Here is a 24,697-nt window from a genome sequence, read left to right on the forward strand (position 1 = left end):
GCATCAGCGCGGCCCGGCTCTCATAGGCGGAAGGTAGTAGGCGGCGGGGATCAGGGTTGAAGGCCGATTACGGCGTCCTTTCAGCGGCTTATCGAAATTCTGTGACCTGCGAGCGGAAGGATCGTTATCGCACTTCCACTGCGCGATCTCGTGGAAGCTTGGCGTCCTCGCGGTCGCCACACCGAGGGAAGCCCTCTCTCGAGATGACGCCTTGAACAAACCGGACCGAAGAGCGGCATCTTTTAGTTCAGGCGCGGCCGCCGCTGGAATACGCGGGGCTCGGTGCCAGACAGGGAAACCCGAGCGCAAAGCTTGCCTTGGCCTGGTGACGTCTAGCTCTCCACGGGGTCGCTCGAGCTGAGGCGTTCGATCGCCTCCAGGTCGTGAATCGTGACCGACGCGTACTTTGCCGTCGCAATCCCATCCTGCTCGAGACTCTTGAGCAGACGATTGATCGTCTGCCGGCCGACCCCAATCATCACCGCAAGATCCTCCTGCGACAATCGCAAATCGATGACCAACCCTTTCTTGGTCTGTCGCCCGTGACTCTCTGCGAGCCTCTGCAATTCCTGCGCAAGCCGGTGAAGTGGACGCCGATTGCGGAGAATGATCAGGTTCTGCATCGACACGCGCAGGTGATCGCAGACCATTCGAACAAACGCAGAATAATACTCGTTGCTCTCGTTGATGAGCGCCTCGAACCGCTCCTGGCTCACGTGAAACAGCACCGCCTTGCCAATGGCGAATGCGTCATAACCATATGGGCGCCCGTCGAGGGCAGAGGTGACGCCGATCCACGACCCAGGCGAAGAGATCAGCAGGAAGGAGGGATTGCCGGACAGCGAAAAGCTGGTCAAGCGCACCTGCCCCGACACCAGGGCAATCAATCCGTCGCGGGAGTCGCTCGCGGAATAGATCAGGGAGTTGTCCGCGTTTCGAACGCGACCCAGACGAAGAATGTTGTCCGCCAATGACGGAGAAAGGCCAGCAAACCACTTGTTCCTGCGCAGAACAGCCTTGAGGACCGCTTTGTTCATTCGTCGCCACACATGAAGACGGGATGGTCGCTGTCGCGACATCTGTCATCCCATATCAGTATAGCGGAGATCAATCGAGGTGGCCGGGCTCCCGGCGGTGTAGGCCCACCCCAGCGCGAGTCGCCGGATCGGGTAAAATGAGGCGCGTCACACCGGCGGCCCGCCAGCGCTAGAACGATTTTTCCTCGGCCTCATAGATGGTCATGACGGGCGGTCTCGCGCACAGCTTGGCGACTCCTGCACGAACGCCCGTGACTCGGGTCGGGCGAAATGCGCCTCGAGCGCGATGGCGTCACGCCAGCGCTCGAAGAAGCGCAGACGGAGCGAGTTTTCACAATCGACCTGCACGGTGTGCTCCACGCAGCCGTCTTCCATACGCGAACGATGCACATGCTCCAGGCTGATCTTCATCAGACGATCAAAGCTTTCGCCAAGCCCGTCCACAGACCCCACAACGATGATCATCGGCTCACATCCTCACTCTTGTGTTCCTCAGAAGGCGCCGGATGGCTGTCCTCGGCGAATGGCATGAGCGGGATCGTGCGGACGTCGAGACCTCGGCGCCTGGGATGGACGCCAGAACATTGGTTGCCTCGGTTGTCATGTTGACCGTCGTTACCCCGCGAAGTTGATTTTCTTGCACGCGGCGGCCTGCGTCCCGGCGCCCTCGCCGGCTCAAGCTAAGGTGATTTTGTGCATCGATTGTCGCGATTGCGACAGTCTCGGCCATGATCTGTGCTTGTCTCTTGGCGGCGTCACGACGCGGCACGGCCGGAGGCGCAACGGGCAACCATGTCAAAACGAGGAGACCCGATGTTGCTGACGGCCGAACGCCTCTTCGCAGTCGAGGGCTTGGTCACCATCGTGACCGGCGCGGCGAGCGGACTTGGCCTGGCCATTTCCCGGACCATGGCAGCCAACGGTGCCGATTTGATCCTGGTTGACAGGAACGAGACCGAACTGAGGCGGATCGGCGAGGAGATCATCCCGGGGGCAGAGATCGCGACGGTCGATGTCGCAGATCCAGACGCCATCCGGCGGACGGTCGATGACGTCATCGCGCGCAAGGGCCGGCTCGACGTCATGTTCGCGAACGCCGGCATCAGCGGGGGAGCCGGAATTCGATTGCCGCAGGGCCACATCGAGAACGTCGATTTCGCAGCCTGGAATGACGTTATTGCCATCAACCAGACCGGCGCGTTCGCGACCATCCAGGCTGCGGCCCGTCACATGAAGGCGCAGCGCGGCGGTCGGATCGTGGTCACGGCGTCGGTCGGAGGATTAAGAGGCTCGGCAGCGACCGCCTATGCGTATGCGGCCGCCAAGGCCGCGGTGGTGAACCTGGTCAGGCAGGCCGCGCTCGAGCTCGCCACGTTCGACGTCCAGGTCAATGCCATCGCGCCCGGCTTCTTCCGGACGGGGCTCGGCGGAGGCCGCCTGCTGGACGAGGCCGCGACAGCGCCGCTCCACGCCATGGTGCCGATGAACCGGCTTGGGATCCCCGACGAGATTGCCGGCGTCAGCCTGCTGCTGGCATCGCCGGCCGCGAGCTATATCACCGGATCGGTGTTCACCGTGGACGGCGGAATCAGCGCGGCATGAAGCACCTCGAAGGCAAGGTCGCGGTGATCACGGGAGCTGCCAGCGGCATCGGGCGCGAGCTGGCCGCTGCCTGCGCTGCGCAAGGAATGAAGCTCGTTCTCGCCGACGTCGATCGCGACGGACTATCAGCCACGAAAGACCCGATGCCGGGCGGGATTGCCGTGCACACGGCGCAGTGCGACGTGTCCAGCGTCGAAGCGGTTCAACGCCTCGCCGACCTTGCCTTTGAAGAGTTCGGCAACGTTCACCTGCTCTTCAACAACGCCGGTGTCGCGGCGCTTGGCCCGGTCTGGTCCGCAACTCCCGAGGACTGGACGTGGGTGCTCGGAGTCAACCTCCTGGGCGTCGTCAACGGCATTCGCAGCTTCGTGCCGCGCATGATGGCTGCGGGCGACGAGGGCCACATCGTCAACACGGCCTCGGCCGCGGGCTTGACCACCGTTGCGGGCTCCGGCGTCTACTGCGCCAGCAAGCACGCGGTCGTCGCCCTGTCCGAGTGCCTTGCGAAGGACCTTCAGCTTGCCGGCTCTCCTCTCAAGGTCAACGTGCTGTGCCCCTCGCTGGTCAGGACGGCCATTGTCGATTCCAGCCGACATCGGCCGGTCCATCTGGCCGCGACCAATCCGGACAGCGCCCCCTTTGATCAGCGCGTCAGAGCGGGAATGGAGGCATCCGAGGTCAGCGCCGCCGATGTGGCCAGCATGACGATCCAGGCCATCCACGACGACGAATTCTACATCCTTCCGCATCCCTCGGTGCGGCTCCGGGTCGAGGAGCGGCTCCGCAACATCATCGGTGATCAACATCACCACCAGCCAGACGGCCTCCTTGCGTCGACGGATGAACCATGAGCAATTCAAACGAGACCGCCGACCTCAGAGCCAGGATCGAGGCGCTCGAGAAACGCGTTGCCGAGCATGACGATCGCGAGGCGATCCGGACACTGCGCTGCACGTACCACGAATACGTCAACCAGGAGCGCGTCGCCGAACTGGCCGATCTCTTTGCGGAGAACGCCACCGTCTCCTATGGCGGTCGGCCGTCGGTGACCGGCCGCGAGGCCATCCGCGACTTCTTCCTCAACTTCCCGATCAAATGGGCGCGTCAATTCATCCACGCGCACGTCGTCGAAATCGATGGCGACCACGGCAGAGGCTACAGCCATCTCGACGGGCGCCCCGTTCTCAACGGCAAGAGCCTCATGGTCGGCGGCCGGTTCGATGACGAATATGTCAGGGAAAACGGCCGTTGGCTGTTTTCGAAAGTCGTGTTGACGACCTGGTACATGGTCCCGGTCGAGCCCGGCTGGGAAGCCGCGGCAGCGACCAGGCCGGCCCAGACCTGAGCTGCACGAACTGAGGCCTGCTGATTTGACGGCCGAGCTCCGTCAGACGTGGATAGCGGCGCCGACAAGGACGGCGTCATGCACGATCTTTCACGGGCCGTGCCCCGGCCCGCCCCGACTGGCGCCAACGCTGGGCACGCGTCGCTGCGGGGTGACTTACCCTAGCAACGTCACTGCGGCGGAGTCGGGCCGCCCGGCGCGACGGGTTCCATCAGACGGAATCAAGCTGATTTGGCCCTGTCCACAACTTCTGAATAAATTAACTCTGTTGCTTTTTTTCAGAAACCATGTTTATGTATCGCCATCTTGGACCCGCCGAGAGGGGCGCTTCGCGATCGTCACGAGACGTGGGGTCTGGGGACGCGGTGGCCGCAGGCGTGCTGCAGCGGGCTTACGGGCTCGCCGACGAACGGCAGGCTTGCGGACGTGAAGACGCGTGGTCCTGGCGCCCCGATGCTGGCGCCAAGTCGTCGGGCGATGATCCCGAGGGCGACGGTGGCTAAAAAGCCGGACACCGGGGAGATCGCGACATAAGCGTGAAAACCATCGCGCGGGGAATGCCGGGATGTCTCGGCTGAACCTGTGGTTCCTGCCGCCTGCTTTTTTTCGCAGGCGGGCCATGGGTGCGGCCAGCGCCCGGCATTCCCCGCGCCCTCTCATTCTCGAGGGCGGAACGACCGGCAGAACTCGGACGCCATCGCGCCGCGGGACCGCAGCCCCTCGCCCGAACGAAAGGCGCGAGGCTGGAACAAACCGCAAACAGATTTGAGGAGAGAGAGATGGTGCGCTCGGAGGGCGGATATGGCGGTCGCGATTTCAATGGCTTGTCTCGCGAGCGGACCGAAAAGGCGCTTTTCGAACGGAGACGTGCACTTGCTGGCGGCAGTATTCTTCAGCATGATCGCCGTCATTAGCCAGCCGAATCCGACATGACCACACTTGGCTTTGGGGCTACTCGCCAGCGTTGTTGCGATTTGGGTCGTTCGCTTGAGCCAGTTGCGAACTGCGGCGGGTGTCGACCAGCTCTCGGGCGATGGACCGTTGGACGGTTTTAATTTCGAGGATAGAGCTGCAATTCGATCGCACGCCCCTCCTGCTCGATCCGAACACCTGACGCGTCGATCGATGTCACCCGCCAGCCCTGGAATGTCTCGTTTTCGTTGATCCAGGAGCCGGCGCCTGCTCCGCCCCTGCTTTGCAGATAGGCCTTGCTCGTGCCGCCGTTGATCATGACACCGCCGACCAGGAGACCCGGATCAGCGGCGGCGGGGGGCGGAGCGACCACTGGCATCGGCGCTGGCGGTGCCGGTGGAGGCGGAACGAACGGCTCGCGCGACTTCTGGAACACCGGATGGGCCAGGATCTCGGCATACCTCTCCAGCGGCTGCCGTCCGACCACAGTCGCTATGGTACGGGGCACAGGCGCTTCCCATGCCGCACGTCCAGAGCTGGATGCTTCTCCGCCTAAGCTCAACGTCGCGAGCCTTGCTCCGAGCAGCACATTAAGGCACGCCAGGAGCGCCAACACACCGGCCAGCGGCGTCACCCGCCATCGCACTAGGCTCCTCATTGCACGGCACCGTAGATGTCGAGCTGCGCCTGAAGCACCGGCTCCTCGGCCGTTCCCGGGCGCATGGCTGGGCTGCTCTTCAGCACCGCATTGGCAATGAACAAATACGGCTTTGCGCTCTCGACCGCATGGACCGCGCGCACGATGGCAGGCAATGGCCCGGACAGATCGATGCGCGCGCCGCTGTACTTGATCTGATCAACCGTCCGGCCCGGCAGAGACTGAATCGCGCGGGATTGGGCGCCGGAATTGCCCATGATCGTCTTCAGCTTGGTCTGCAGGTCGGCGGCGATCACGTTTTCATTCGCGCCCGTCAGGAATTCCCCGTTCTGGAGCTCCAACTCCGTTTCGGACGCAAGGCCTTCGATCGCCGATGCCTGCGCCGCGATCGCGCTCAGCCGGGCCAACAGAACCTGCTGCTGCTGGATTCGCGCCTCCCGCTCGGCGAACACCGCCTCGACCGGCGCCACGAAGCCCCAGAATACCAGCACAAGGATCGTGAGGTTGACCGCAATGAACAGGCCGCGGCGCCCAAGCTGGTCCCTGCGCCTCGTGAATTCACTCATGGCTCCACCTCCTTGAAGGCGCCAGGCACGCGAATCTTGGCCTGCAATGAAAAACGCTCCCGATTCTCGATCGGATCCATCGCAACCGGCGACGTCAGCGCGGCGTCCACGAACAGTTTCGATCCACCGAGCGTATTGATCAGGCTCGGCGCCGCGGCCGAAAACCCAGTCATCGTGACGGATGCGCTCCGAATGTTCGCCCCGTCCACAAGCCGCAATTCGGTCAGCCAGGAATGCTTCGGCAGAATTCGTGAGGCTTCATCCCAGACGTCGATCAGTCCCGGCACCTCGCTACGCTGTAGACGAAGGCGCGACAGCGTCGTCCTCCGCTCCCGCAATTGATCCACCAGGATGCGAACGCGCTCGGCGCTCTTGCGCGCCACAAGGATCTCGGCATCGAGCCGATCCAGTGTCGCCTGTTGCCGGGCGAAGGTCAGGACCGCAATGCCGGACCCAAGAAGCATGGCGAGCGCGCCGAGCCCTGCGACGGCAACGGTGGAGGTCTTGCGGGCAGCCACAGGACGCGCCAGTCGGATCGACGGCGACGCCTGATCGTCGCCGAACACGACGAACGCGATCTGCGCAACGGCAAGCCCGAACTGATCAGCGGCCTCCTGCACATGATGGCGCCGCGTAACCCATTGCCGAACCGCGATCCGGCCGTCAGGCGACGTGGCGGTCACGTGGTCGCAATAGATGTCCTCCGCTTTGAATGGCGTCCGGCGCAACAGGTCCTGCCGCACGATCGTGTCGATCGCGCCCTTCGCCTCGCGCGGAAGCATGAGATCGCGACCGAAAACACTTGCCGCCGGCAGACGCAGGCCCAGATCGACGTCGCGCCGATCCAGACCATGACGCTGCAGGATGGATGCGATCGCCGCCGTCACCTCAGCTGCAGGGGTGGTTTCGCCAGCCTCCACTCGTGATCGTGGATCGTTCAACCGAAGCCGTATCCCCGTTTCGTCGCGATCGACCAGAAGTCTCGGCCTGCCGGCCGGAGCCAGCGCGGCCACGAACCGTTGCGGCAACAGATCAACCGCTTCCCTGCACCACCAAGCGAATGCCGATCCCGCCCAGTCGCGCGGACTAGCCGCACGAACCGTGGCCAGCAACGCTCCTCCGTTCTTGCTCTCATGCATCGCCAGTCCCGCCGCCCTATCCCATCCGCGTCGCGCGCAGGACCTCGTCGATCGTCGTCTCGCCGCGCCAGACCTTTCGGACGCCCATCTCATACATGCTCTGCATGCCTCGCTCGCGGGCCGCACGCTCGATCGCCGCATCCGCCGCCCTCGCCAGAATCAGGCTTTGACAGGCGTCGTCGACAACCAGCATCTCCGCGATCGTCGAGCGGCCGGAGAAGCCGGCATGGCCGCAATCCTCGCAGCCTTGTGGCTGACGGATGTCTGGGTTTCCAAGCGCCCGGAGGTCGATATCGGACCGTTCGAAACTCGCCGCCCAATAAGCCGCCTGCGGATGCTCACCGGAACAATGGCGGCAGAGCTTGCGCACCAGGCGCTGAGCGATCACACCCTTCAGCGTCGAGGCCAGCAGATAGTTCTCGACGCCGATGTCGATCAGGCGGGTGATGGCAGATGCAGCATTGTTGGTGTGGAGCGTCGAGAGCACGAGATGTCCGGTCAAGGACGCCTGAATGGCGATGCGCGCCGTCTCGAGATCGCGGATTTCGCCGATCATGATGATGTCCGGATCCTGCCGAAGCATCGAGCGCAACGCGTGCGGAAACGTCAGCCCGATGTCCGACTGGACCTGGACCTGGTTGATGCCGGGCATCTGGTACTCGATCGGATCCTCCACCGAGAATATCTTGCGCTCGGTATTGTTCAGCGCCTTCAGCGCCGTATACAGGGTGGTCGTCTTGCCGCTCCCGGTTGGCCCCGTCACCAGAATAATGCCGTTAGGCTGCTGTAGCAGCGCCTGGAGCGTGGCGATGTGCTCGTCCGAGAACCCGAGCTCGGCAAAGTCCAGGCTCACGCGATTGCGGTCCAGCACGCGCAGCACGACGCTTTCGCCGAAAGCTGTCGGGATTGTTGAGACGCGAAAGTCAATGTCGATGCCGCGGACGGCGATCTTGATGCGTCCGTCCTGGGGCAGCCGGCGCTCGGCAATGTCGAGCTTCGACATGATCTTGACGCGCGACGTAATCGCCGCCCGCAGATCCGCCGAGAGCACCTGAACCGAACGCAACACGCCGTCGATCCGGTAGCGCACGTGCACCTGATCCACGTTCGGCTCGATGTGAATGTCCGATGCGCGTGCCTCGACCGCATTGGCGATGATCTGGTTGACCAGGCGGATGATCGGCGCTTCGCTCGCCAGATCACGCAGCCGCTGGACATCGGCCTCGTTGGCTTCCATGCCGCCGACAATGCGGGTCTCGTCATGGCTCGCATGGATCGGATAGAGCGCGCCGCACGCCTTGTCGAACTCTGCCGCCGTAAACAGCCTGATGTCGACCGACAGCGCTGTCAGGAATGCCAGCGCGCGGACCGGATCGTGGTTGAACGGATCCGTCACGCCGACGGACAGCCTGCCGTCGTGGCTTCCGAGCGGCAGCACCCGGTTGTGACGCACGAACTCCGCTTCGACAAGTTGAGGCAAGATGGGCTCGGACGGGACCTCGTCGATACGCACCAGATCGATAGAAAGAAACTTCGCAAGCGCCGTAACGAGACCTGTCTCCGGCACCAGCCCGAGCTTGGTCAGGACGGTGTCCAGCCGATCGCCCGTCGTCTGCGACGCCCGGCTGGCCCGGTCGAGACTCATACGATCGAGGATGTTCTCCGCCAGCAGGAATTCGCCGAACCGTCGCAGCAACTCGGCCCCGTCGGTTTCGAACACGAGATGGCGCGGCGCGCGGACGCTTGCAGCAGCGGCAGGGTCTTGGCGAGTCATCGCGATCGCGTGGTCCATCATCTCGTTGTCCAGCTCAGCACCCAATAGGGTTGCTGCGGGTTCTCAGTCAGTCGAATTGCAACGTCGCCCTCTACCATGCGGGACGCGAAGGAAAACTCGGTCCGGATCGTGAAGGCGCGGCCGCGCAGAACGGTCATCGGATTGCCTTCGACCAGACCGGAGTTGGCACGGCCGCCGTCACGCGCGGCCATGGCAGCCTCGGCACTCTGCGCCGACATGCCGGGCAGCACGCGCAGCACCTCGCGCGGCGCGAGCTGCGGATCGACGAACTGCCGTCCCGAATGGACCGTCAGCGCCGGCGCAATCCGTGCAAAAATCGTGGGCGTCATATCGATCACCAGCAACAGCTCGCCCACGCTCTGAAACGGACCGTTGCGCGGATGGTAGGTGGCATTGCGCGAGGCGTAGTCGCGGTCCTTGGCGCCGTTCAGGTGCTTCAGCGAAGTCGCGGTTCGCCAATCGACGATCTTGTCGGTCAAGCTGCCGGCAGCCTGCACATCCAGCCCTGCGGATTGCAGCAGGCTGTTCAGCATGGCCTCGTCAGTCTGATTGAGGTCGATCCGTCCCAGCTCGTCCTGAACCCTGATGCCGATCTGCGTGCCGTTGAAATCGATTTTGTGGAGGCTGCCGTCGGCGCGCCAGCGTCGCTCCGCGTTCGTTTCGAGCAGGCCATCGATGGCGGCGTTGACGCCGGCTTCGACGAGCGTGTTGAGACCGGCCTGCTCGATGCCGTTGTGAGCAAGGCTGTACGAGACGCTGCCCGACCATGACAGCGACAGCGACAGGACCGTCAGCAGCGCGAGACCCCAGAGCACCGACACGACCGGCATGTCGTCCTTCCTCCCTGCTAGCGCCCGCGGCAGCGCATCGTGAGCGCGTCATAGACGCAAGCCACGTCCGCCTGCACCCGCGGCGCGATTACAAGCTCGGGCCAGTTGCGTCCGTCGCCGGGACGCATGAGGACGCGAAGGCGGATCAAGCCTGGACTATCGGCCTGCTCCTGCCAGCGGCTGCTCCACCCTGCATTGTCGCTCCCCGGCCCTCGCCCCGCATAGCTGAATTCGACCCGGTCAATGTTCGACACCAGCAGCGTGCGCTCCGGATTCTGTGTCACGGCCAATTCGGGACGCGCCTGCAGCACGAGGTCGACCCGATCGCGCTGGCGATCCGCGAACAGCTTGAAGCGGAACCGGCCCGCGCCTCCGGAGACGGCCGGCGCATCGCTCAGGAATTCGAGGCTCTCGGCCTGGCCATCGAAATCGATCCGGCGCTGGGCTGCACCCTCACCCAGCACCATCGGATACAGATTGCCGATCAGCCGCCGCAGCACATCCTGGGCCGCGAGCTCGCGCTGAAACGCCTCGGCGCGCGCGCTGCCGCTACGCCAAGCCTGCAGGCCGAACTTGACGTTGTCGAACAGCAGGACGGCGAGCAGGCTGAACAGTGCGAGCGCAACCAGGACCTCGACCAGGGTGAAGCCCGCGCTGCCGTTATTCCGTTCGACTGCTTCCGACGAGGTCATCGACACTGCTCACTGCGACTTGGCGGCTCTGGGTCCGAGACGAAGCGTCGAGAGTGCAAAGGAGCGTGGGTCCTGCCCCTCCTGCCAGCCGATCTGGACGGAGACCTGGTACAGCTCGACCGGCCGCGCATCGCCGCCCTTCTCCGGACGATAGGGCTGCACCTCGAGGTGCCACCGATAGCCGCTCGCCTCGGTGCCGTCGCGCGCCTCGGTGCGCAGAGGAATGACGGTGCCGACCTGCGCCAAGACCGATTGTGCCAGCGACACGGCGCCTGCCAGACGTTCGGCCATTCCCATACGCGCCAGCCCCGTCGACAACAGGCTCATCACCAGGGTGAGACCGAGCGACAGCATGGCCAACGCGACGATGACCTCCACCAGGGTGAAGCCGGCCTCGTCCTCGTCGGTCATGGTTGCCGCAACGGCCATCATGGCTGCCAGCTCGTCACATTGGCGTTGGCGGAGGCCTCGTCCTCGCGCCCCTCGGGCCCGAGCGAGACGATGTCATAGGCGCCGTGCTGCCCCGGGAATTTGTAGACATAGGGCCGCCCCCACGGATCGTTCGGAACCAAGGTGCCGCTCAGATAGGGACCGTTCCAGCTGCCTGCCGCAGCAGGCTTCTGGACCAGTGCGCCGAGTCCCTCGGCTGCAGTCGGATAGCGGCCATTATCGAGATGATAGAGGTCGAGCGCCGATGCCAGGCTGCGGATCTGGATCCGCGCCGTCTTGAGCTTGGAGTCGGAGAGATAGCTCAGCACGCGCGGTCCGACCAATCCCATGATGAGGCCGATGATGGTGATGACGACCAGCATTTCGACCAGGGTGAACCCCGCCTCACCTTGGCTGCCGCGGCGCAGTCGCCGCCGCCCGCGCCACGTCGCGACACGATACTTCACGACGTCCCTGATCCCCGCCCACCCCAGCATCATCGCCTCCATCCCCTCAACATGCCGCCGCCGTGCGCACCGTCCCCGTCAGCCATTCGACGCAGAGCCTCACCTCGCGTTCGCCGAGCCCCAGGCTCAGATCGCCGCCGGTCGACGAGCCGTCCGGGAAGAAACGGAAACCGCCCACCGCCGGCCCCGACTGCGTCGCCGCCGCATAGGTCAGCTTCGCCTGGATGTCCGGCGCGAACGATCGCAGCTTCACCACATCCGAGCCGAAGGTGCGGCGGTCCACATCGACGCTCAAGGTCATCATCCGGCTCTGCACGATCGCCGCGGCACGCGTGGCGCGCAGCGCCGAGGCAATTTCGCTGGTTGCCGCATCAAGGCTCACAGCGCCGGCGCCGCGCGACAGCAGCGGCACCGCCGCGGTCGCTGCGAGCGCCAGGATCACCAGCACGGCCAGCATCTCGACCAGCGTGAAGCCCGCGCTCGTCTCCTCCGGCCAATGGGTCGTCAGCGCGCTCATCGCCCGGCCAGATCGTTGATGCTGAGCACGGCCGTCATCACCGGCATGATCAACGCGCCAATGATGAGCGCGATGCCGACCGTCATGGCCGGCGTCAGCGCCGCCATGAAGCGGTCGACGCTGGTCTGCAGCTGCTTCTCCAACATCTGCGCGACCCGCAGCAGCATGCGGTCGAGCTTGCCCGCCTCCTCGCCGACCGCGATCATCTGCAGCGCTACGGCAGGCAACGCGACGAAGTTGCGCAGCGCCCGGTGCAGCGCCGTGCCCTGCTGCACGGCTTCAATCGCCTGGTCCATGCCGGCCCGCAGATGGCGGTTGCCGACGACGTCGCTCGCCGACTTCGTTGCTGATATCAGCGGCACGCCGGCCATCAGCATGGTGCCGAGCGTGCGGGCAAAGCGCGCGGTGTCCTGCTGCAGCAGGAAGCCGCCGAGCAGCGGCAGCCGCAGCGCGAGCCGGTCGAGCCGCCGGCGGCGGCCGGCATCGGCCATGGCGAATGCAAGCGCAACACCGAGCAGCGCGACCGTCGCGAGGCTGGTGATGATGATCTCGAGCCAGTGCGCCTTCAACGCCAGCATGATCTGGATGGTCAGCGGCACGGGCTTGCCGCTCTGGGTGAAGATCGGCGCCATCGACGGGATCACGCCGCCGACGATGATCGCCAGCGTAGCGAGGCTGAGCACGATCAGCATCGACGGATAAATCAGCGCCGATTGGACGCGCGCCCGGATCTCCGCCCGCCGCTCCAAGAGCTCGGCGAGCTCGACCAGCACCTGGGCGAGCCGCCCACCGGTCTCGCCGGCACGCACGACGGCGATATAATCGGCGGGAAAGACGCGCGGCTGGCCCTGCATCGCCTCCGACAGCGGCCGGCCGTTGAGCACGTCGGCGAGCAGCGCCGCCACCAGCGTCCGCAGCCGCGGCGCGGAGGCCTGCGTCTGCACGATGCGCAGCGCGTCATCCATCGGGATGTCGGCGGCGCAGAGCGTGGAGAACTCGCGCGTGAACGCCAAGAGATCGCCGCGGTCGGAGCCACCACTGAGCGTGATCTCGCGGTTCCACCATTTGGTGCCGTCGCTGTCCGCAGCGCGCATCTGGAACGGCGACAGGCCCTGCGCCCATAGCGCCGCATCCGCGGCCGCCGCCGAGGCAGCCTCGATCGTCCCCTCCGCGAAGGAGCCATCGGTGCCATAGGCGCGGTAGCGGAAGCGCGGCATCAGTCCAAAATCCTGCGGCCGGTGTCCTCGGCGCGGCGCCGCACAGGCGGGCGGCGATGCGGTCCCTCGATCGCCATGAAGCGGCGATATTCCTCGGTGACGTTGCGCGCCTCGTCGAGGCTGCGCATCACATGCGGACGGATCAAGATGATCAGCTCGGTCTTGCCGATTACGTTGTCGCGGCTGCCGGCGAGATTGCCGACGAACGGGATGTCGCCGATGATCGGCAGCTGGCTGCGGCCGGCGGTGCGGCTGTCCTGGATCAGCCCGCCAAGCACCAGCGCGTCATTGTCGTTGACGACCACCGACGTCTTGATCTTGCGCTGCCGGATGGTCGGCGAATCGATGTTCGAGGACGTGGTCGGCGCCACGCTCGACACCTCCTGCTCGATGTCGAGCAGCACCCGTCCGCTCTCATTGATGCGCGGGATGATCGACAGGATCACGCCCGTATCCTTGTAGCTGACGGAATTGACGATCGGCGCGCCGGTCGTCAGGGTCGAGGTCGCCGACTGCGTCGTGATCGGCACCTGGTCGCCGATCTGCAGCACCGCCGCCTTGTTGTCCATCACCGCCAGCGACGGAGAGGAGACGATATTGACGTTGGTGATCTGGTTCAGCGTGTCTATCGTGGCCGCGATGTTGGCCGCGGTCAGCGCGTAGGAGAAGCCGGGAAATACCGAGCTGACCGCGCCGGAGGCGGCTTCCGTCAGGGTGAACTTCGAGCTGTGCTTCTGCATGTACCATTGCACGCCGAAGCGCAGATCGTCGTTCAACGTGACCTCGGCGATGGTCGCCTCGATCAGCACCTGGTTCGGCATCTGGTCGAGCCGCTCGATCACCTGCAGCACGCGCTTGTAGTCGGCGTTGGCTGCCTCGATCAGGATCGCGTTCTTGGCCTCGTCGGCGACGATGCGCAGCCGCGGACCGTCCGCCTCGGTGTCACGGCCTGACGGAGCAGACGTTGCCGCCGCCGGCATGACGCTCGGGGCCGAGGTGGCCGGCGCCGAATTCCGCATTCCGCCGAAGCCACCTCCGGCCGAACCAAGCCCGCCGGTGAAGCCCGACGACGATGATCCGGACGACAGCCCGCTGCCGGACTGCGACGGCTGCGACTGCACGCTCGCCTCCTGATAGTTCGGCGCCACGGTACGCCGCCCGGCCGTCGCGGTCTGCGTATCCGTTGGGAACATCGACTGCAGCACGTCGACCAGCTCCTGGGCGCGGCGGTTCTGCACGGCGTAGGTGAAGAGCTGCTTCTCGCTGCCTTGCGCCTGCGCGTCGAGCTTCCGGACCCAGGTCTCGGCGCGGCGCAGATACTGGACCTGCGGCGAGATCACCAGAATCGAGCGCAGCCGCTTGTTCGGCACGAACTGCACCATGCCGGCCATCGGCCCGTCGCGGTCCGAGGCGAACACGCTCTTGAGCTCGGTGGCGATCGCATCGGGCGCTGAGGTCTTGACCGGAATCAGCGCGAACGACATGCCCTTCATGGTGTCGACGTCGAACAGCGCGATCGCATCCATCATCGCCGCGATCTCCTGGCGATTGCCGGAGAGCGTAATCAGGTTGCGCGCATCATCGACCCGCACCACGCCGCCGCGCGGCGCGATCGGCTCGACGACGCGCCGGATCTCGGACGCGGAGACATATTTCAGCTGCACCACCTGCAGCCCGCTGCCGACTATCTCGCCAGTGTCAGCCACGTCATCCGTGCGATACGCGCCCGAGACCGTCGTCTGGTCCGCCGCGACGATGCGATAGATACCGCGATTGTTGACCACGGCCGCATTGTTGGCCCGCAGCGCCGCCTGGAACAGATCGATGACAGCCGCCCGCGCCACCGGCCTCGGCGTCTGGATCGTGATCCGCCCGTCGATCCCCGGATCGACCGTGTATTTGACGCCGAGAATATCCCCCAGCACCGTCTTCGCCGCTTGCGGCGCCGGCACGCCGACGAGATTGATGGTGACGCCGTCGGCCACATCCTCCGTGCCGCGCGGCACGGCGCCGATCGGCGGCTCGCCGACAAAGCGTCCGGTGCCCTCGATCATGGTGGCGGGGCCGCCCTTGTTATCATCGAGCAGGGGCGACCCCGAGATTTTTCCCGCCCGCCCATTCCCCGCCGGCGACCGCATCGCCGCCTGCGCCTCCGCAGCCGATCCCGACTCCGTGCTCCAGGTGAACGACGACGTGCCCTCCTCCACGGTCTGACACGCCGATAGCGCCAGCACCATCGGAAGCGCCATCCACCCGCGCCTACAACCCTCGCCCCGCACTGCCGTTCACCCCAACCCGAAGCAGCCAAGACTGCTCAACAACTAACAGGCAGAGCCTAGAGGTTTTTGGGAGAGAGAGATATTGCTCGCAGGACACGCAAGTGAGTCATACACATGCTTTGATGCACGAATTTGCGTCGGACGTCGCAAGGCACAATCAACAGTTGCGTCACTTCAAAACGAGATTTCGTCGACACCTCACCTGCTCGTAGTTTACCACGAACGCCCCAGCAGCACGGCCCCATCACCAATTAAGTGCACCGCAATCCCCCACCCATCTATTTGACTGGCTTGCTAACCTCATCCATGACGCGGTTGGCGATTTGCAGGTTTGGCACAAACGATCAGAACGCCCCGTCAAATCTGCGCAAATGCCGTAGAAGCCACTGGACTAGTGACGAACTAAATCTACATTGATCTCCATCTAGATATCCGCTGCGTCCTCGTGGATATAGCTTATCCGATCCGAAGAAGATCGAATGCAGTCGATTATTCTGATCATCCAGAAATAGAAAAGCCCATCGCAGATCGACCGTTTCAAGGCCAGCCTGCGGCGCCAAATAACTAAGAGCCGAACCTAGGCGCGCGTGCGCACCATCACGGAGCTTAAACCTAAAAGTCTCCGTGGGCTTCGCTAAGAGAGCCTCCGGCGTGATCGCTATGAACGTATTGACGTATTCCGGCATAGTTCTGATTTCTACGAACGCGATCTTGCCTTCGGACAACTCTTGCCTCATTTTTTCAATCGTCCGCTGCGCGCTAACAATGTCGCACGCATGGACAGATACTGAGGACATTCCAATTAGTGCAACTAAGCAGAATTGGAGACGATACATAGGAAAGCCTCAGAATCTAGGCTTAGGTGGAGCATAAGTGCTAGTCGGCGAATCCACACTTCTGAACGTCCCGCGGCAAGCATGGCAAAAGCGCGTTACTTCACCCAACGATCTTGCAGCCGGCCATTCAACATCCCTCATTACTCTGAATTCCTCAGCATTTGAATACACACCGTAGTCGTAAGACCACATTGTTCTCAGTATTCGCATAGCAAGATTTGCGTCCAGATGGCCCAATTCGTGCCCCAAAACTAGCGCCGGCGACATTGATCCAGATTCGCCAACGAAAGAATCTCTCGGATTCCATTCCACCGAGAAAGAACTAGCCCCTCCGCCATTGACAGAGTTTGATGTCCTGATTGTATACGGAAACCAGCTCTCCTCAAGATCTTGAATTATCTGGCGCAGCCCTGGATCTTTCCGCAGATAATCGAGGGCCTGGTCAATTTTAGCCGTTTGCCCCTCTTTGATGAGATAGTTGAAAAGATAACCAAACGCACCGGTTACCGCACCGTTGGCGAACTTTCCGCCGCCCGCAACGGAAGCAAGCCCCCCTGCGGTCCCCTCCAAAATTGCTCCACCTAAGCGCTGTCCCAAATCAGTATCTGCCTTCGGGAATACCGTGGACGTTAGCGGCGACAGTGCGGAACCGACAGCTCCCGATAGCGCGCCGGATTTGCAGTCCCCACCGGAAGCCACGGATGATCCACAGCCGACCAAAGCATGTCCTGCGACGTTCACGAAGTACTTGTCGGTGCCGAATTGAGGTTGATGACCCGTCAAATCGCCGACACCGTAGAACGCTGCGGCTGTAACGCCTGCTATCAGCCCCGCCTTCAGGACTTGACCTAGATTGCCTCCAGCCAGTCCCGTCGCAATCATCGCGCCACCAGCCGCCGATGCGACGGCAAGTCCAAATGATCCAGCCGCGAGCCCGAGCCCAAGCCCAGGCAGCACAGCGTTGAGCATGATCGTCGCGCCGATCTGCAAGATGGCCCTAGCGATGGCATTGGTCTGGAAGAAGTGCGTCACCGCATTCCAGGCGCTGCTGACCGCCTTGCCGACCGCGTTCCAGAAGCAGCCGAGGAAGCAGTGTCCCGACGGATCGGTGAAGGTCAGCGGATCGTTGCCGACATAGGAGTACCGGTTCCAGCCCTGGGTGCTGAATGGGCTCTCCGTCATGGTGTCGGGACTGGTGAACCGCGCCAGCAGCGGATCGTAGACGCGGCCGTTCATGTGGACGAGGCCGGCGACCGACAACTCTTCGTGGTCGGTGAAGCCGCGCGTGGTCTGGCTGGTGATGCTGCCGGTGGTGTCGTCCGTGCCGTCAACATTCCGTCGCTTGCCCCAGGCGTCGTAGCTCAGGCGCTCGACCAGGAGGCCGTTCTGGTCGGAGATCGCCGAGATCGAGCCGAGATGGTCAGTGTGGAAGTAGCGCGTGGTGACGGTCGTGCCGCTGCCCGAGGTCTGCGCCACCCGCATGCCGATCCTGGCGTTGCCGACCATGAGATAGTCGGTCCATTTCTGCGCCACGGTGCCGGGGTTCTGCACCTCGGCCGCAACCCCGAACGCGGCGATGTAAAGCGTGGTGCCCTCCGGGGTCACCTGCTTGAAGCGCTGGTGGTCGGTGTCGTCGACGAAGGAGACCGTCCGCGTGCCCTGCGTGATGCTCGCCGGCTTGTTGTAGGAGGTGTAGACGATGCTGCGGCCGAGACCGGAGGTCTGGTTGCCGTTGGCGTCATAGGCGAAGGTGGCGCTGATCGTGCCGGAGACGCCGGTCACCGCATGCGGCAGCGGCTGGCCCGCCGCCGGATAGGTGTAGGTGCCGACATCCGACTTGCTCAAGATGTTGCCGATCGGGCTGTAGGCGAACGTCTTGACCAGCGGCGTGGTATCGACGTTCGTGGTCGACGTCGTCAGCCGGCTGAGCGCGTCATAGATGAAGGTCTCGCTGACATGGCTGTTGGCGTCGCTGCGCGAGGTCAGATTGCCCAGGCGGTCATAGCCAAAGCTCTGGTTCTGCACAGCGCTGTTGACACCGGTGGCAATGCTGGTCAGCCGTCCGGTCAGCGGATCGAAGCCCCTGGTCGTGCTGAGGCCATTGCCGGCGGTCTGCTGGGTGAGGTGCCCCTCGGCATCCATCGCGTACGCCGTCCAGTAGGACTGGCTGGTGGCGTCGTCCTGCAGCTGGTTGGCGAAGCCGAGGCTGTTATAGCCGTAGCGCGCGGTGAAGCCGGAGGGATAGCTGACCTTGGTCAACCGGCTGTTGGCGTCGTAGGTCGCGCCCATCGTGTAGGTCGCGCCATCGACGGTGGTCGCAACCTGCAGGGGACGGCCGAGGCTGTCATAGCTGACGCTGCGGGCAAAACCGTTGCCGGAGCCCGAGGTGATGCCGGTCGCGGCCAGCTTGCCGATGCCGTTGGCCGCGGTGTCGTAGGTCCAGACCGAGGTCATGTCCGGCTCGACGCGTTGCACCATGCGGCCGAGAATGTCGTAGGTCAGGCTGACGACCTGGCCCTTGGCGTCGGTCTGCGTCGTCAGTTGCCCCAGCGTGTTGTAGCTGTAGCTCCAGTTGCCGAGATCCGGATCTGAGCTCGCGACCTTCCGGCCACGGAGGTCGTAAGTCGCGGTGACGACGTTGCCGACCGGGTCGGTGGTCTGCACCATGTTGCCGACCGCGTCATAGGCCGCCGTCAGCGTCTTGCCCATCGCGTCGGTCACCGAAACGACTTGGCCTTGGCTGTCCCTGGTAGTCGTCCGCGTCTGGCCGAGAGGGTTGGTCTCGACCGTGGTCAGGCCGTGATAGGCCATCTGCGACACGCTGCCGTCCGGCTGCGTTGTCGAGATCACCCGGCCCAGCGTGTCGTAGGTGAACGTCGTATAACGCGGCGTGCCGCCGGTCGCGAAGTACGGCCGGCTGGTTTGGGTGACCCGCCCCACCGCGTCATAGCTCTTGGTCGCCTGCACGACGCTGCCGTCGAAGCCCTGGGTCTGGCGCCCGATCTCGCGCTCCAGCGCATCGAAATAGACGGTGGCCACCGGCGCAGTTAGCGTGGTGCCATCGGCGGCGTAGGACATCTCCTGGGTCAGATAGCTCGCGCCGGAGAGACAAGTCGCCGTGCCGCTATTGACGCCGTTGCAGAACTGGTAGCTCCAGCGCGTGATCGTGCCGTCCGGACGGGTCTCCTGGACCTTGCGCCCGAACGAATCGTAGCTCCAAGTCGTCGTCAGACCGTTCGGCCCGGTATGGCTAACCGGCTGACCGAACCGCGCATCGTATTGAAAGCTCTCGCTCTGCCCCAGCGCATTGCTGTTGGAGGTGGCGAATTGTCCCCGCGCATCATACGCGCTGGAGCTCGAGCGGCTGGCGATGTCCGCCCCGCTGACCGTCACCGCGCGCTTGTGGCCGAACGCGTCATAGACGTAGTCGGTCTGCAGCCGCAGCGCCGGCGTATCCGGTTCAACCACCTCCTGGGTCAGCAGGCCCGAGGCCGCGTCATACGCAAACGATGACGTCCGCGTGATGCTGCTGGCCGCCCAGGCCGGCCCCGCCAGCACCAGGGACATCACAGCCGCCACCTGCGGCAACAGTCTTCTGATCGAGATCGTCATGGCGCCAAGCCCCCAAGTCGCCGAGTAAAGCCGCTGAAATTCGCCCGTCAGCCCCTGACCGGCGCAACGCAGGACACAGTTCCCCGGTGGCGTGGGCCAACCCACGCCACAAACGTTTTGATGTCGTGCCGCTAGGGCGCGACGCTGGTGACGGAAGCTCTCGTGAGACGGCCGAGATACCAGAGCGACGGATCGTTGGTGTAGGTATTGACCGTCGTCTTGCTGTAGCCATCCGGTGTCGACACGGCCACGCGCGTCGCATTGCCATAGGCGTCATACTGGTTCGCGGTGGTCACCGTCGGCAGCACCGAGCCGTCCAGATCAGAGCCGCTCGACACGTTCTGTGCCAGCAACACCCGGTACGGTGCGCCCGACGGGCTGATCGTCGTCGTCCCAGCCGCATTGCTGAACTGGAACGTGTTGGTCGACTGTCCCAGTGTCTGCGTGCCCAAGGTCCGCGTCGTCGATGCCACCATGCCGATATAGGGGAAGTCCTGCCGGAACGTCGTCGTGTCCGCGATCCCGGTCTGCAGATCCTTCACCGTCATCTGGCGGAAGCCCAGCATCCCACGGCCGGTGATGTCCGACTTGGCGCCGACATAGGTGTAAGTCGAACTGTACGTTCCTCCGATCCCATTCGACGCGTCGACCCGCGACACGACATGAGCCGCAGACTGCAGATCGATGAGCGGATAGCTCGAACCCGTGTCCTTGGTGTAGACTGACGAGTTCGTGAGCGGCAGATAGGTCACGGTGGTCGTGGTCCCAAGCCCCCCCGTGATGGTGGTGATGAGGTCCGGATAGCCGGCAGCGGCCAGCAGACTGTAGACGTACAATCCGTTGGGAGTCGGCATCACCAGAACGACATCAGACTTTCCGTCACCGTTCAGTTCACTACCCATCGGGCTGTAGCCACCAGACCAGTTCCAGGTGTTCATGGTCCCTGAACCATCCACACCGTTTCCACCAATCAGATTGAAGGTACCGTCCCCGCGACCAGTCAGAACATAGGAGAAAAGACCGTTTACTGTAGGAGCAACCATCGTCAGATCGACCTTGCCGTCGGCGTTGATATCCCCGAGCCCGGGCGTGTAGCCACCCGTCCAGTTCCAACTGTTGATCTGACCAGCACCCGTGCTTAGATTTCCACCAGCGAGGTTGAAGCTGCCGCTGCCGTCTCCGATGAGGGAATAGACGTATAGTCCGTTGGTGGTCGGAGCCACCAACACCGAATCAGTCTTGCCGTCGCCATTGATATCGGCACTCATCACCATGTAGACGCCGGAACTCCAGTTCCAAGTATTGATCGTGCCTGACCCGTCTTTCGATGGGCTCCCCCCGACCAGACTGAACGTTCCATCCCCGTTACCGATCAGCGAATACGCATATAGACCGCCGGTGGTTGGCGCCACGAGTAGGACGTCGCCTCGGCCATCCCCATTCACGTCAGCGCCCGACGATTGGTACACTCCACTTCCGCCCCAATTCCAGTTGTTGATTTGGCCCGCACCAGTCGACGCATTTCCGCCGACGAGGTTGAAGGTACCATTGCCGTTGCCCATCAGCGAATAGGCGTAAAGTCCGCTGGTCGTCGAGGCGATGAGCACTATATCACTGCGACCATCGCCGTTGAGGTCGTTGCAGATCGACACATAGCCGCCTGACCAATTCCAATTGTTGATCTGACCTGCACCGGTGCTTGGATTTCCACCAACCAGGCTGAAAGTGCCGTCGCCATTTCCAAGAAGCGAGTAGACGTAAAGCCCGCTGGAGGTCGGGGCGACCAGAATGACGTCCAGCTTCCCATCGCCATTCAGGTCTGCGAGTCCGGTCGTGTACATACCGGTCCCCCAGTTCCAGTTGTTGATTGTACCGCTGCCGTTGCTCTGATTGCCACCAACGAGATTGAACGTCCCTGAGCCGGTTCCGATGAGACTATAGACATACAGCCCACTCGCTGTCGGAGCGACGAGAACGGCGTCACCCTTGCCATCCCCATTCACATCACCGCTCGTCGAAATGTAATATCCCTGCCCCCAGTTCCAACTGTTAATCTGCCCGGCTCCCGTGCTCGGATTGCCACCAATAGGAGCCTGGAAGGTCGACTCTCCTAGCTGCCAGCCGAACGTGGTCGCAGGCAGACACGAGGCAGACGAAGACGACGAATCACAAACCTGCACACTCGCGAGACGTGACCGAGACGTTGCCGCCGACTGACCATAGGTCAACCGATAGTCAGCGATCTGCGTTGATCCAGTGAATGTTCTTACATTTGTCATCAGCACGGTCGTACGTACGACAGACCCTGCTTCATAGCCGGCGAAGGGATCTGACCGCGTCGTGTAGACGAACTGCACCGAATTATAAGGCGCAACATTGGCATTAGCGTTGCCAGTATAGTCGATCCGACTCGGATACACCTGCCCATTGGCTGCATCGTTGGTGTAAGTGACGGTCAAATAGTTGCCCTTGGTATCGCTGATCTTGTTCAGCGCCCAAGCACGCGCCGATGACTTGCCCTGCGCAAGACTCATGGAGTCAGCCGTATTGCCAAACTCCATCACCTGACCGGATTTCGTACGCACCTCGAACCAGGCAGGCCCCGTTCCCGCCGTCCCATGCGAGATGATCTTGGAGTAGCCTTCGAGCTCGGTCCGGTATTCAGTCCCGTTTGCGCCATAAGTTCCGCTGACAGCGACGAGGCGCTCTCCTTCCATGCAGAATCGGTCACCAGCATCGAAGGCAATGCCGCGTACACCACCATCCTGCGCCCTGGTCTGTGGGCACCGGCCGATCGATGGCAATCCGCCGAGAAACCAGCCGACGCCGAGCAGTCCATTGCCAGCCTGGCTATTGTAGTCCAGCGAAAGCGCCGGAACTACGCCTGCAGATCCAGGGGGCATCGAGATTGGGACCGAATACGTCGCTGAGCCTGACTGGCTGACGGAAAACGATCCAGGTAGCGTCATAGACGCTGAATAACCTACGATTGTGTTCAAGATCCAAAAAAATGCGCCGAGGCAGACGCTTCCTATTCCTCGCAGCCGTCTTTCTTCGCCGTTGCCGCGAACGCCTCGAATCGAACTACCAAACATGTCTGCCCCCGCAGCCCCGACACACCTCGCAGCACAGGAAACGTAACGCGTGTGTGCTGAGCAATAGAGAACGCGGTCTGTCCACAGGACCGGAGTACTATTTGAGCGAAAGTACAACCGAGACATTGGCTACTGCCTGCACTCGCCATTCTCGATAGGGCTATTGTTCACAGGCGGCACAAACAAGCTTGAGAAGCATCGCCATTTACACAACCAAAGGTAGATCATTCCTCAACGACATGCTGTCGCGCTCAGATTCGAATCGAATCAGATCGGGGTTGAAACGGAACGATTTGTTCAGCACGCACCCTGCTCGACGGGCGCCCCGTTCTCAACGGCAAGAACCTCATGGTCGGCGGCCGCTTTGATGATGAATATGATCAGGGAAAATGGCCTTGGCTGTTCTCCAAGGCTGTGGTGACCACCTGATACATGGTCCAGTCGAGCCCGGCTGGGAAGCCGCCGCGGCCAGTGCCAAGCCGACTCAGACGTGACTCGCGAGAACCTCGGTTTGAATTTGTCAACCGAACTCCATCGGCCGGAGTATCGGTACGAAGCCGTAGTCGTCTGGGCAGCGGGCCAGCGTGTAGAAGCATGCACTCGGCGCCATCGCAGCCGCCGCCGGTGGAATACCTGCCCGAGCACATGCTACTGCGCCATGTGTGGCTCGGCCGTACGAGAGCGTTACAATCGAACTGCTCGCCTTGAGTCAGCCCAGCAGCCAGCAGCAGCGCCACCGCTATTGGATCGAGGACACCGACGAGCGCCAGATTGAGATTCCGAACTGCTTCCTCCAGATTTGTCGCTGGTATACCGAGCAATTCAGCGAGATACCGCACCGGTCCGACCTCGACTTCGGCCCCCTGCGCTCTGATTGGATCCTGCCTCTTTCAATCTGCAGGCTGGCGCGCGCCCGCCCCTCGCGCCGCCGGTCGGCGGACATTTCAGTCCGTAAGCGGCGCCTCTCATCTGCGATCGTCATCGCGCCGTTCGGTCGGCCGCTGCGTGTCGCCTCGTCGATCGCAGCGTCTATCTGGGCGATCCGTCGATCGATATCCGCCACCGTTCGGCTCACGATCTCGAGGCGAACCTCGATGTCTGCGGCCCTGTCGGCAATGGCGATTTCCAAAGATGCCGCGTGCTGGAGGTGGGCACGGGTGAGGAAGCCAAACACACACACGCCAGCCAGAGCCACGATCAAAGAAGCCCGATTGACCGTTACTGTGGGACGGCCGGCCGCGCTGTAGCCCGGAGATCCCTTCAGGACCAGCGATCTCCGTCACGGCAGCTGTACTCTCTTTAGCGGTCTGCATCGCTGCTCCTGTTACGATGATCGCTCCCGCGTTACGGCGTATCAGGCCAGCCCGCTCCCAGGATTTCAGCCGACGACTGGTCCGCATCCTGCTCCAGCCCCACTGTCGTCCCAACTCAGCGGCGCCGATCGTCAGGCAGTTCGCCGGTTGCGACCGAAGCCACGCCAAGCCTCAGTATCATCAAGCGGTTGGGAAGCACCGGAATTGATCATGATCAATTGGCGCTCCTAACCTATTGTTTAAGGGAGCCCGATCGCTGCACTTTTCGGCCGCTCACCAAGGGTGAGGACTCCTGCATGGGCCACCAGATGTCATCACCGCAAGATCACGACGGAAGCTGGACCATTGTCATGTTG

General features: G+C 63.1%; 19 protein-coding genes. 4 read left to right on the plus strand and 15 right to left on the minus strand.

The window, feature by feature from the left end:
* Window positions 1-332: 332 nt before the first annotated feature.
* Both ACQR2C_RS03955 and ACQR2C_RS03960 read right to left on the minus strand, forming a co-directional pair.
* Complete coding sequence (locus ACQR2C_RS03955) at window positions 333-1,037, minus strand: Crp/Fnr family transcriptional regulator (RefSeq protein WP_316216098.1); 705 nt, start codon at window positions 1,035-1,037, stop codon at window positions 333-335.
* Window positions 1,038-1,238: 201 nt separating this feature from the next.
* Window positions 1,239-1,502 carry a putative quinol monooxygenase gene (locus ACQR2C_RS03960; RefSeq protein WP_434880485.1) on the minus strand — a complete coding sequence of 88 codons (264 nt, stop codon included), beginning with the start codon at window positions 1,500-1,502 and terminating at the stop codon, window positions 1,239-1,241.
* Between the two features lie 348 nt (window positions 1,503-1,850).
* On the opposite strand from ACQR2C_RS03960, the gene ACQR2C_RS03965 reads away from it, so the two are divergent.
* From ACQR2C_RS03965 to ACQR2C_RS03975, 3 genes are read left to right on the plus strand one after another with little or no spacing between them, the layout of a single operon-like run.
* Window positions 1,851-2,639 (plus strand): SDR family NAD(P)-dependent oxidoreductase, encoded by a 789-nt coding sequence (locus tag ACQR2C_RS03965; protein WP_315804938.1) that lies wholly within the window; start codon window positions 1,851-1,853, stop codon window positions 2,637-2,639.
* Window positions 2,636-3,490: an SDR family NAD(P)-dependent oxidoreductase gene (locus tag ACQR2C_RS03970; RefSeq protein WP_434880486.1), complete on the plus strand. Its 855-nt coding sequence runs from the start codon at window positions 2,636-2,638 to the stop codon at window positions 3,488-3,490. The genes ACQR2C_RS03965 and ACQR2C_RS03970 overlap by 4 nt, the downstream gene beginning before the upstream one ends.
* On the plus strand, window positions 3,487-3,984 hold the full coding sequence (locus ACQR2C_RS03975) for a nuclear transport factor 2 family protein (protein WP_316182164.1): 498 nt from the start codon (window positions 3,487-3,489) through the stop codon (window positions 3,982-3,984). The genes ACQR2C_RS03970 and ACQR2C_RS03975 overlap by 4 nt, the downstream gene beginning before the upstream one ends.
* Before the next feature lie 1,051 nt (window positions 3,985-5,035).
* Here ACQR2C_RS03975 and ACQR2C_RS03980 read toward each other — a convergent pair.
* From ACQR2C_RS03980 to ACQR2C_RS04040, 13 genes are all read right to left on the minus strand, one after another.
* Window positions 5,036-5,530, minus strand: a complete 495-nt coding sequence (locus ACQR2C_RS03980; protein WP_434880487.1) for a hypothetical protein — start codon at window positions 5,528-5,530, stop codon at window positions 5,036-5,038.
* Window positions 5,531-5,550: 20 nt separating this feature from the next.
* Window positions 5,551-6,120, minus strand: a complete 570-nt coding sequence (gspM, locus tag ACQR2C_RS03985) for a type II secretion system protein GspM (RefSeq protein WP_434880488.1) — start codon at window positions 6,118-6,120, stop codon at window positions 5,551-5,553.
* Window positions 6,117-7,259 carry a PilN domain-containing protein gene (locus ACQR2C_RS03990; protein WP_434880489.1) on the minus strand — a complete coding sequence of 381 codons (1,143 nt, stop codon included), beginning with the start codon at window positions 7,257-7,259 and terminating at the stop codon, window positions 6,117-6,119. Before ACQR2C_RS03990 ends, gspM begins: the two co-directional genes overlap by 4 nt.
* 16 nt (window positions 7,260-7,275) lie before the next feature.
* Window positions 7,276-9,033: a GspE/PulE family protein gene (locus ACQR2C_RS03995; protein WP_434880490.1), complete on the minus strand. Its 1,758-nt coding sequence runs from the start codon at window positions 9,031-9,033 to the stop codon at window positions 7,276-7,278.
* 17 nt (window positions 9,034-9,050) lie between these two features.
* Entirely contained in the window at window positions 9,051-9,884 is an 834-nt protein-coding gene (locus ACQR2C_RS04000; RefSeq protein WP_434880491.1) for a general secretion pathway protein GspK, read from the minus strand.
* 17 nt (window positions 9,885-9,901) lie between these two features.
* Window positions 9,902-10,576 (minus strand): prepilin-type N-terminal cleavage/methylation domain-containing protein, encoded by a 675-nt coding sequence (locus ACQR2C_RS04005; protein ID WP_434880492.1) that lies wholly within the window; start codon window positions 10,574-10,576, stop codon window positions 9,902-9,904.
* Window positions 10,577-10,585: 9 nt separating this feature from the next.
* Entirely contained in the window at window positions 10,586-11,008 is a 423-nt protein-coding gene (locus ACQR2C_RS04010) for a type IV pilus modification PilV family protein (RefSeq protein ID WP_434880493.1), read from the minus strand.
* Window positions 11,005-11,505: a type II secretion system major pseudopilin GspG gene (gene gspG / locus ACQR2C_RS04015; protein WP_434880494.1), complete on the minus strand. Its 501-nt coding sequence runs from the start codon at window positions 11,503-11,505 to the stop codon at window positions 11,005-11,007. The genes ACQR2C_RS04010 and gspG overlap by 4 nt, the downstream gene beginning before the upstream one ends.
* A gap of 13 nt (window positions 11,506-11,518) precedes the next feature.
* Window positions 11,519-11,989: a GspH/FimT family pseudopilin gene (locus ACQR2C_RS04020; protein WP_434880495.1), complete on the minus strand. Its 471-nt coding sequence runs from the start codon at window positions 11,987-11,989 to the stop codon at window positions 11,519-11,521.
* Window positions 11,986-13,206: a type II secretion system F family protein gene (locus tag ACQR2C_RS04025; RefSeq protein ID WP_434880496.1), complete on the minus strand. Its 1,221-nt coding sequence runs from the start codon at window positions 13,204-13,206 to the stop codon at window positions 11,986-11,988. The genes ACQR2C_RS04020 and ACQR2C_RS04025 overlap by 4 nt, the downstream gene beginning before the upstream one ends.
* On the minus strand, window positions 13,206-15,455 hold the full coding sequence (gene gspD, locus ACQR2C_RS04030; RefSeq protein WP_434880497.1) for a type II secretion system secretin GspD: 2,250 nt from the start codon (window positions 15,453-15,455) through the stop codon (window positions 13,206-13,208). Before gspD ends, ACQR2C_RS04025 begins: the two co-directional genes overlap by 1 nt.
* A gap of 875 nt (window positions 15,456-16,330) precedes the next feature.
* Window positions 16,331-19,933: an RHS repeat-associated core domain-containing protein gene (locus ACQR2C_RS04035; protein WP_434880498.1), complete on the minus strand. Its 3,603-nt coding sequence runs from the start codon at window positions 19,931-19,933 to the stop codon at window positions 16,331-16,333.
* A 131-nt stretch (window positions 19,934-20,064) separates the two neighbouring features.
* Entirely contained in the window at window positions 20,065-22,902 is a 2,838-nt protein-coding gene (locus tag ACQR2C_RS04040; protein ID WP_434880765.1) for an FG-GAP-like repeat-containing protein, read from the minus strand.
* A gap of 830 nt (window positions 22,903-23,732) precedes the next feature.
* Here ACQR2C_RS04040 and ACQR2C_RS04045 point away from each other — a divergent pair.
* Window positions 23,733-24,275, plus strand: coding sequence for a hypothetical protein (locus ACQR2C_RS04045; protein ID WP_434880499.1), 543 nt, complete (start codon window positions 23,733-23,735; stop codon window positions 24,273-24,275).
* Window positions 24,276-24,697: the final 422 nt, after the last annotated feature.

Source organism: Bradyrhizobium sp. HKCCYLRH3061 (genome assembly GCF_051168015.1).
Taxonomy (GTDB): domain Bacteria; phylum Pseudomonadota; class Alphaproteobacteria; order Rhizobiales; family Xanthobacteraceae; genus Bradyrhizobium.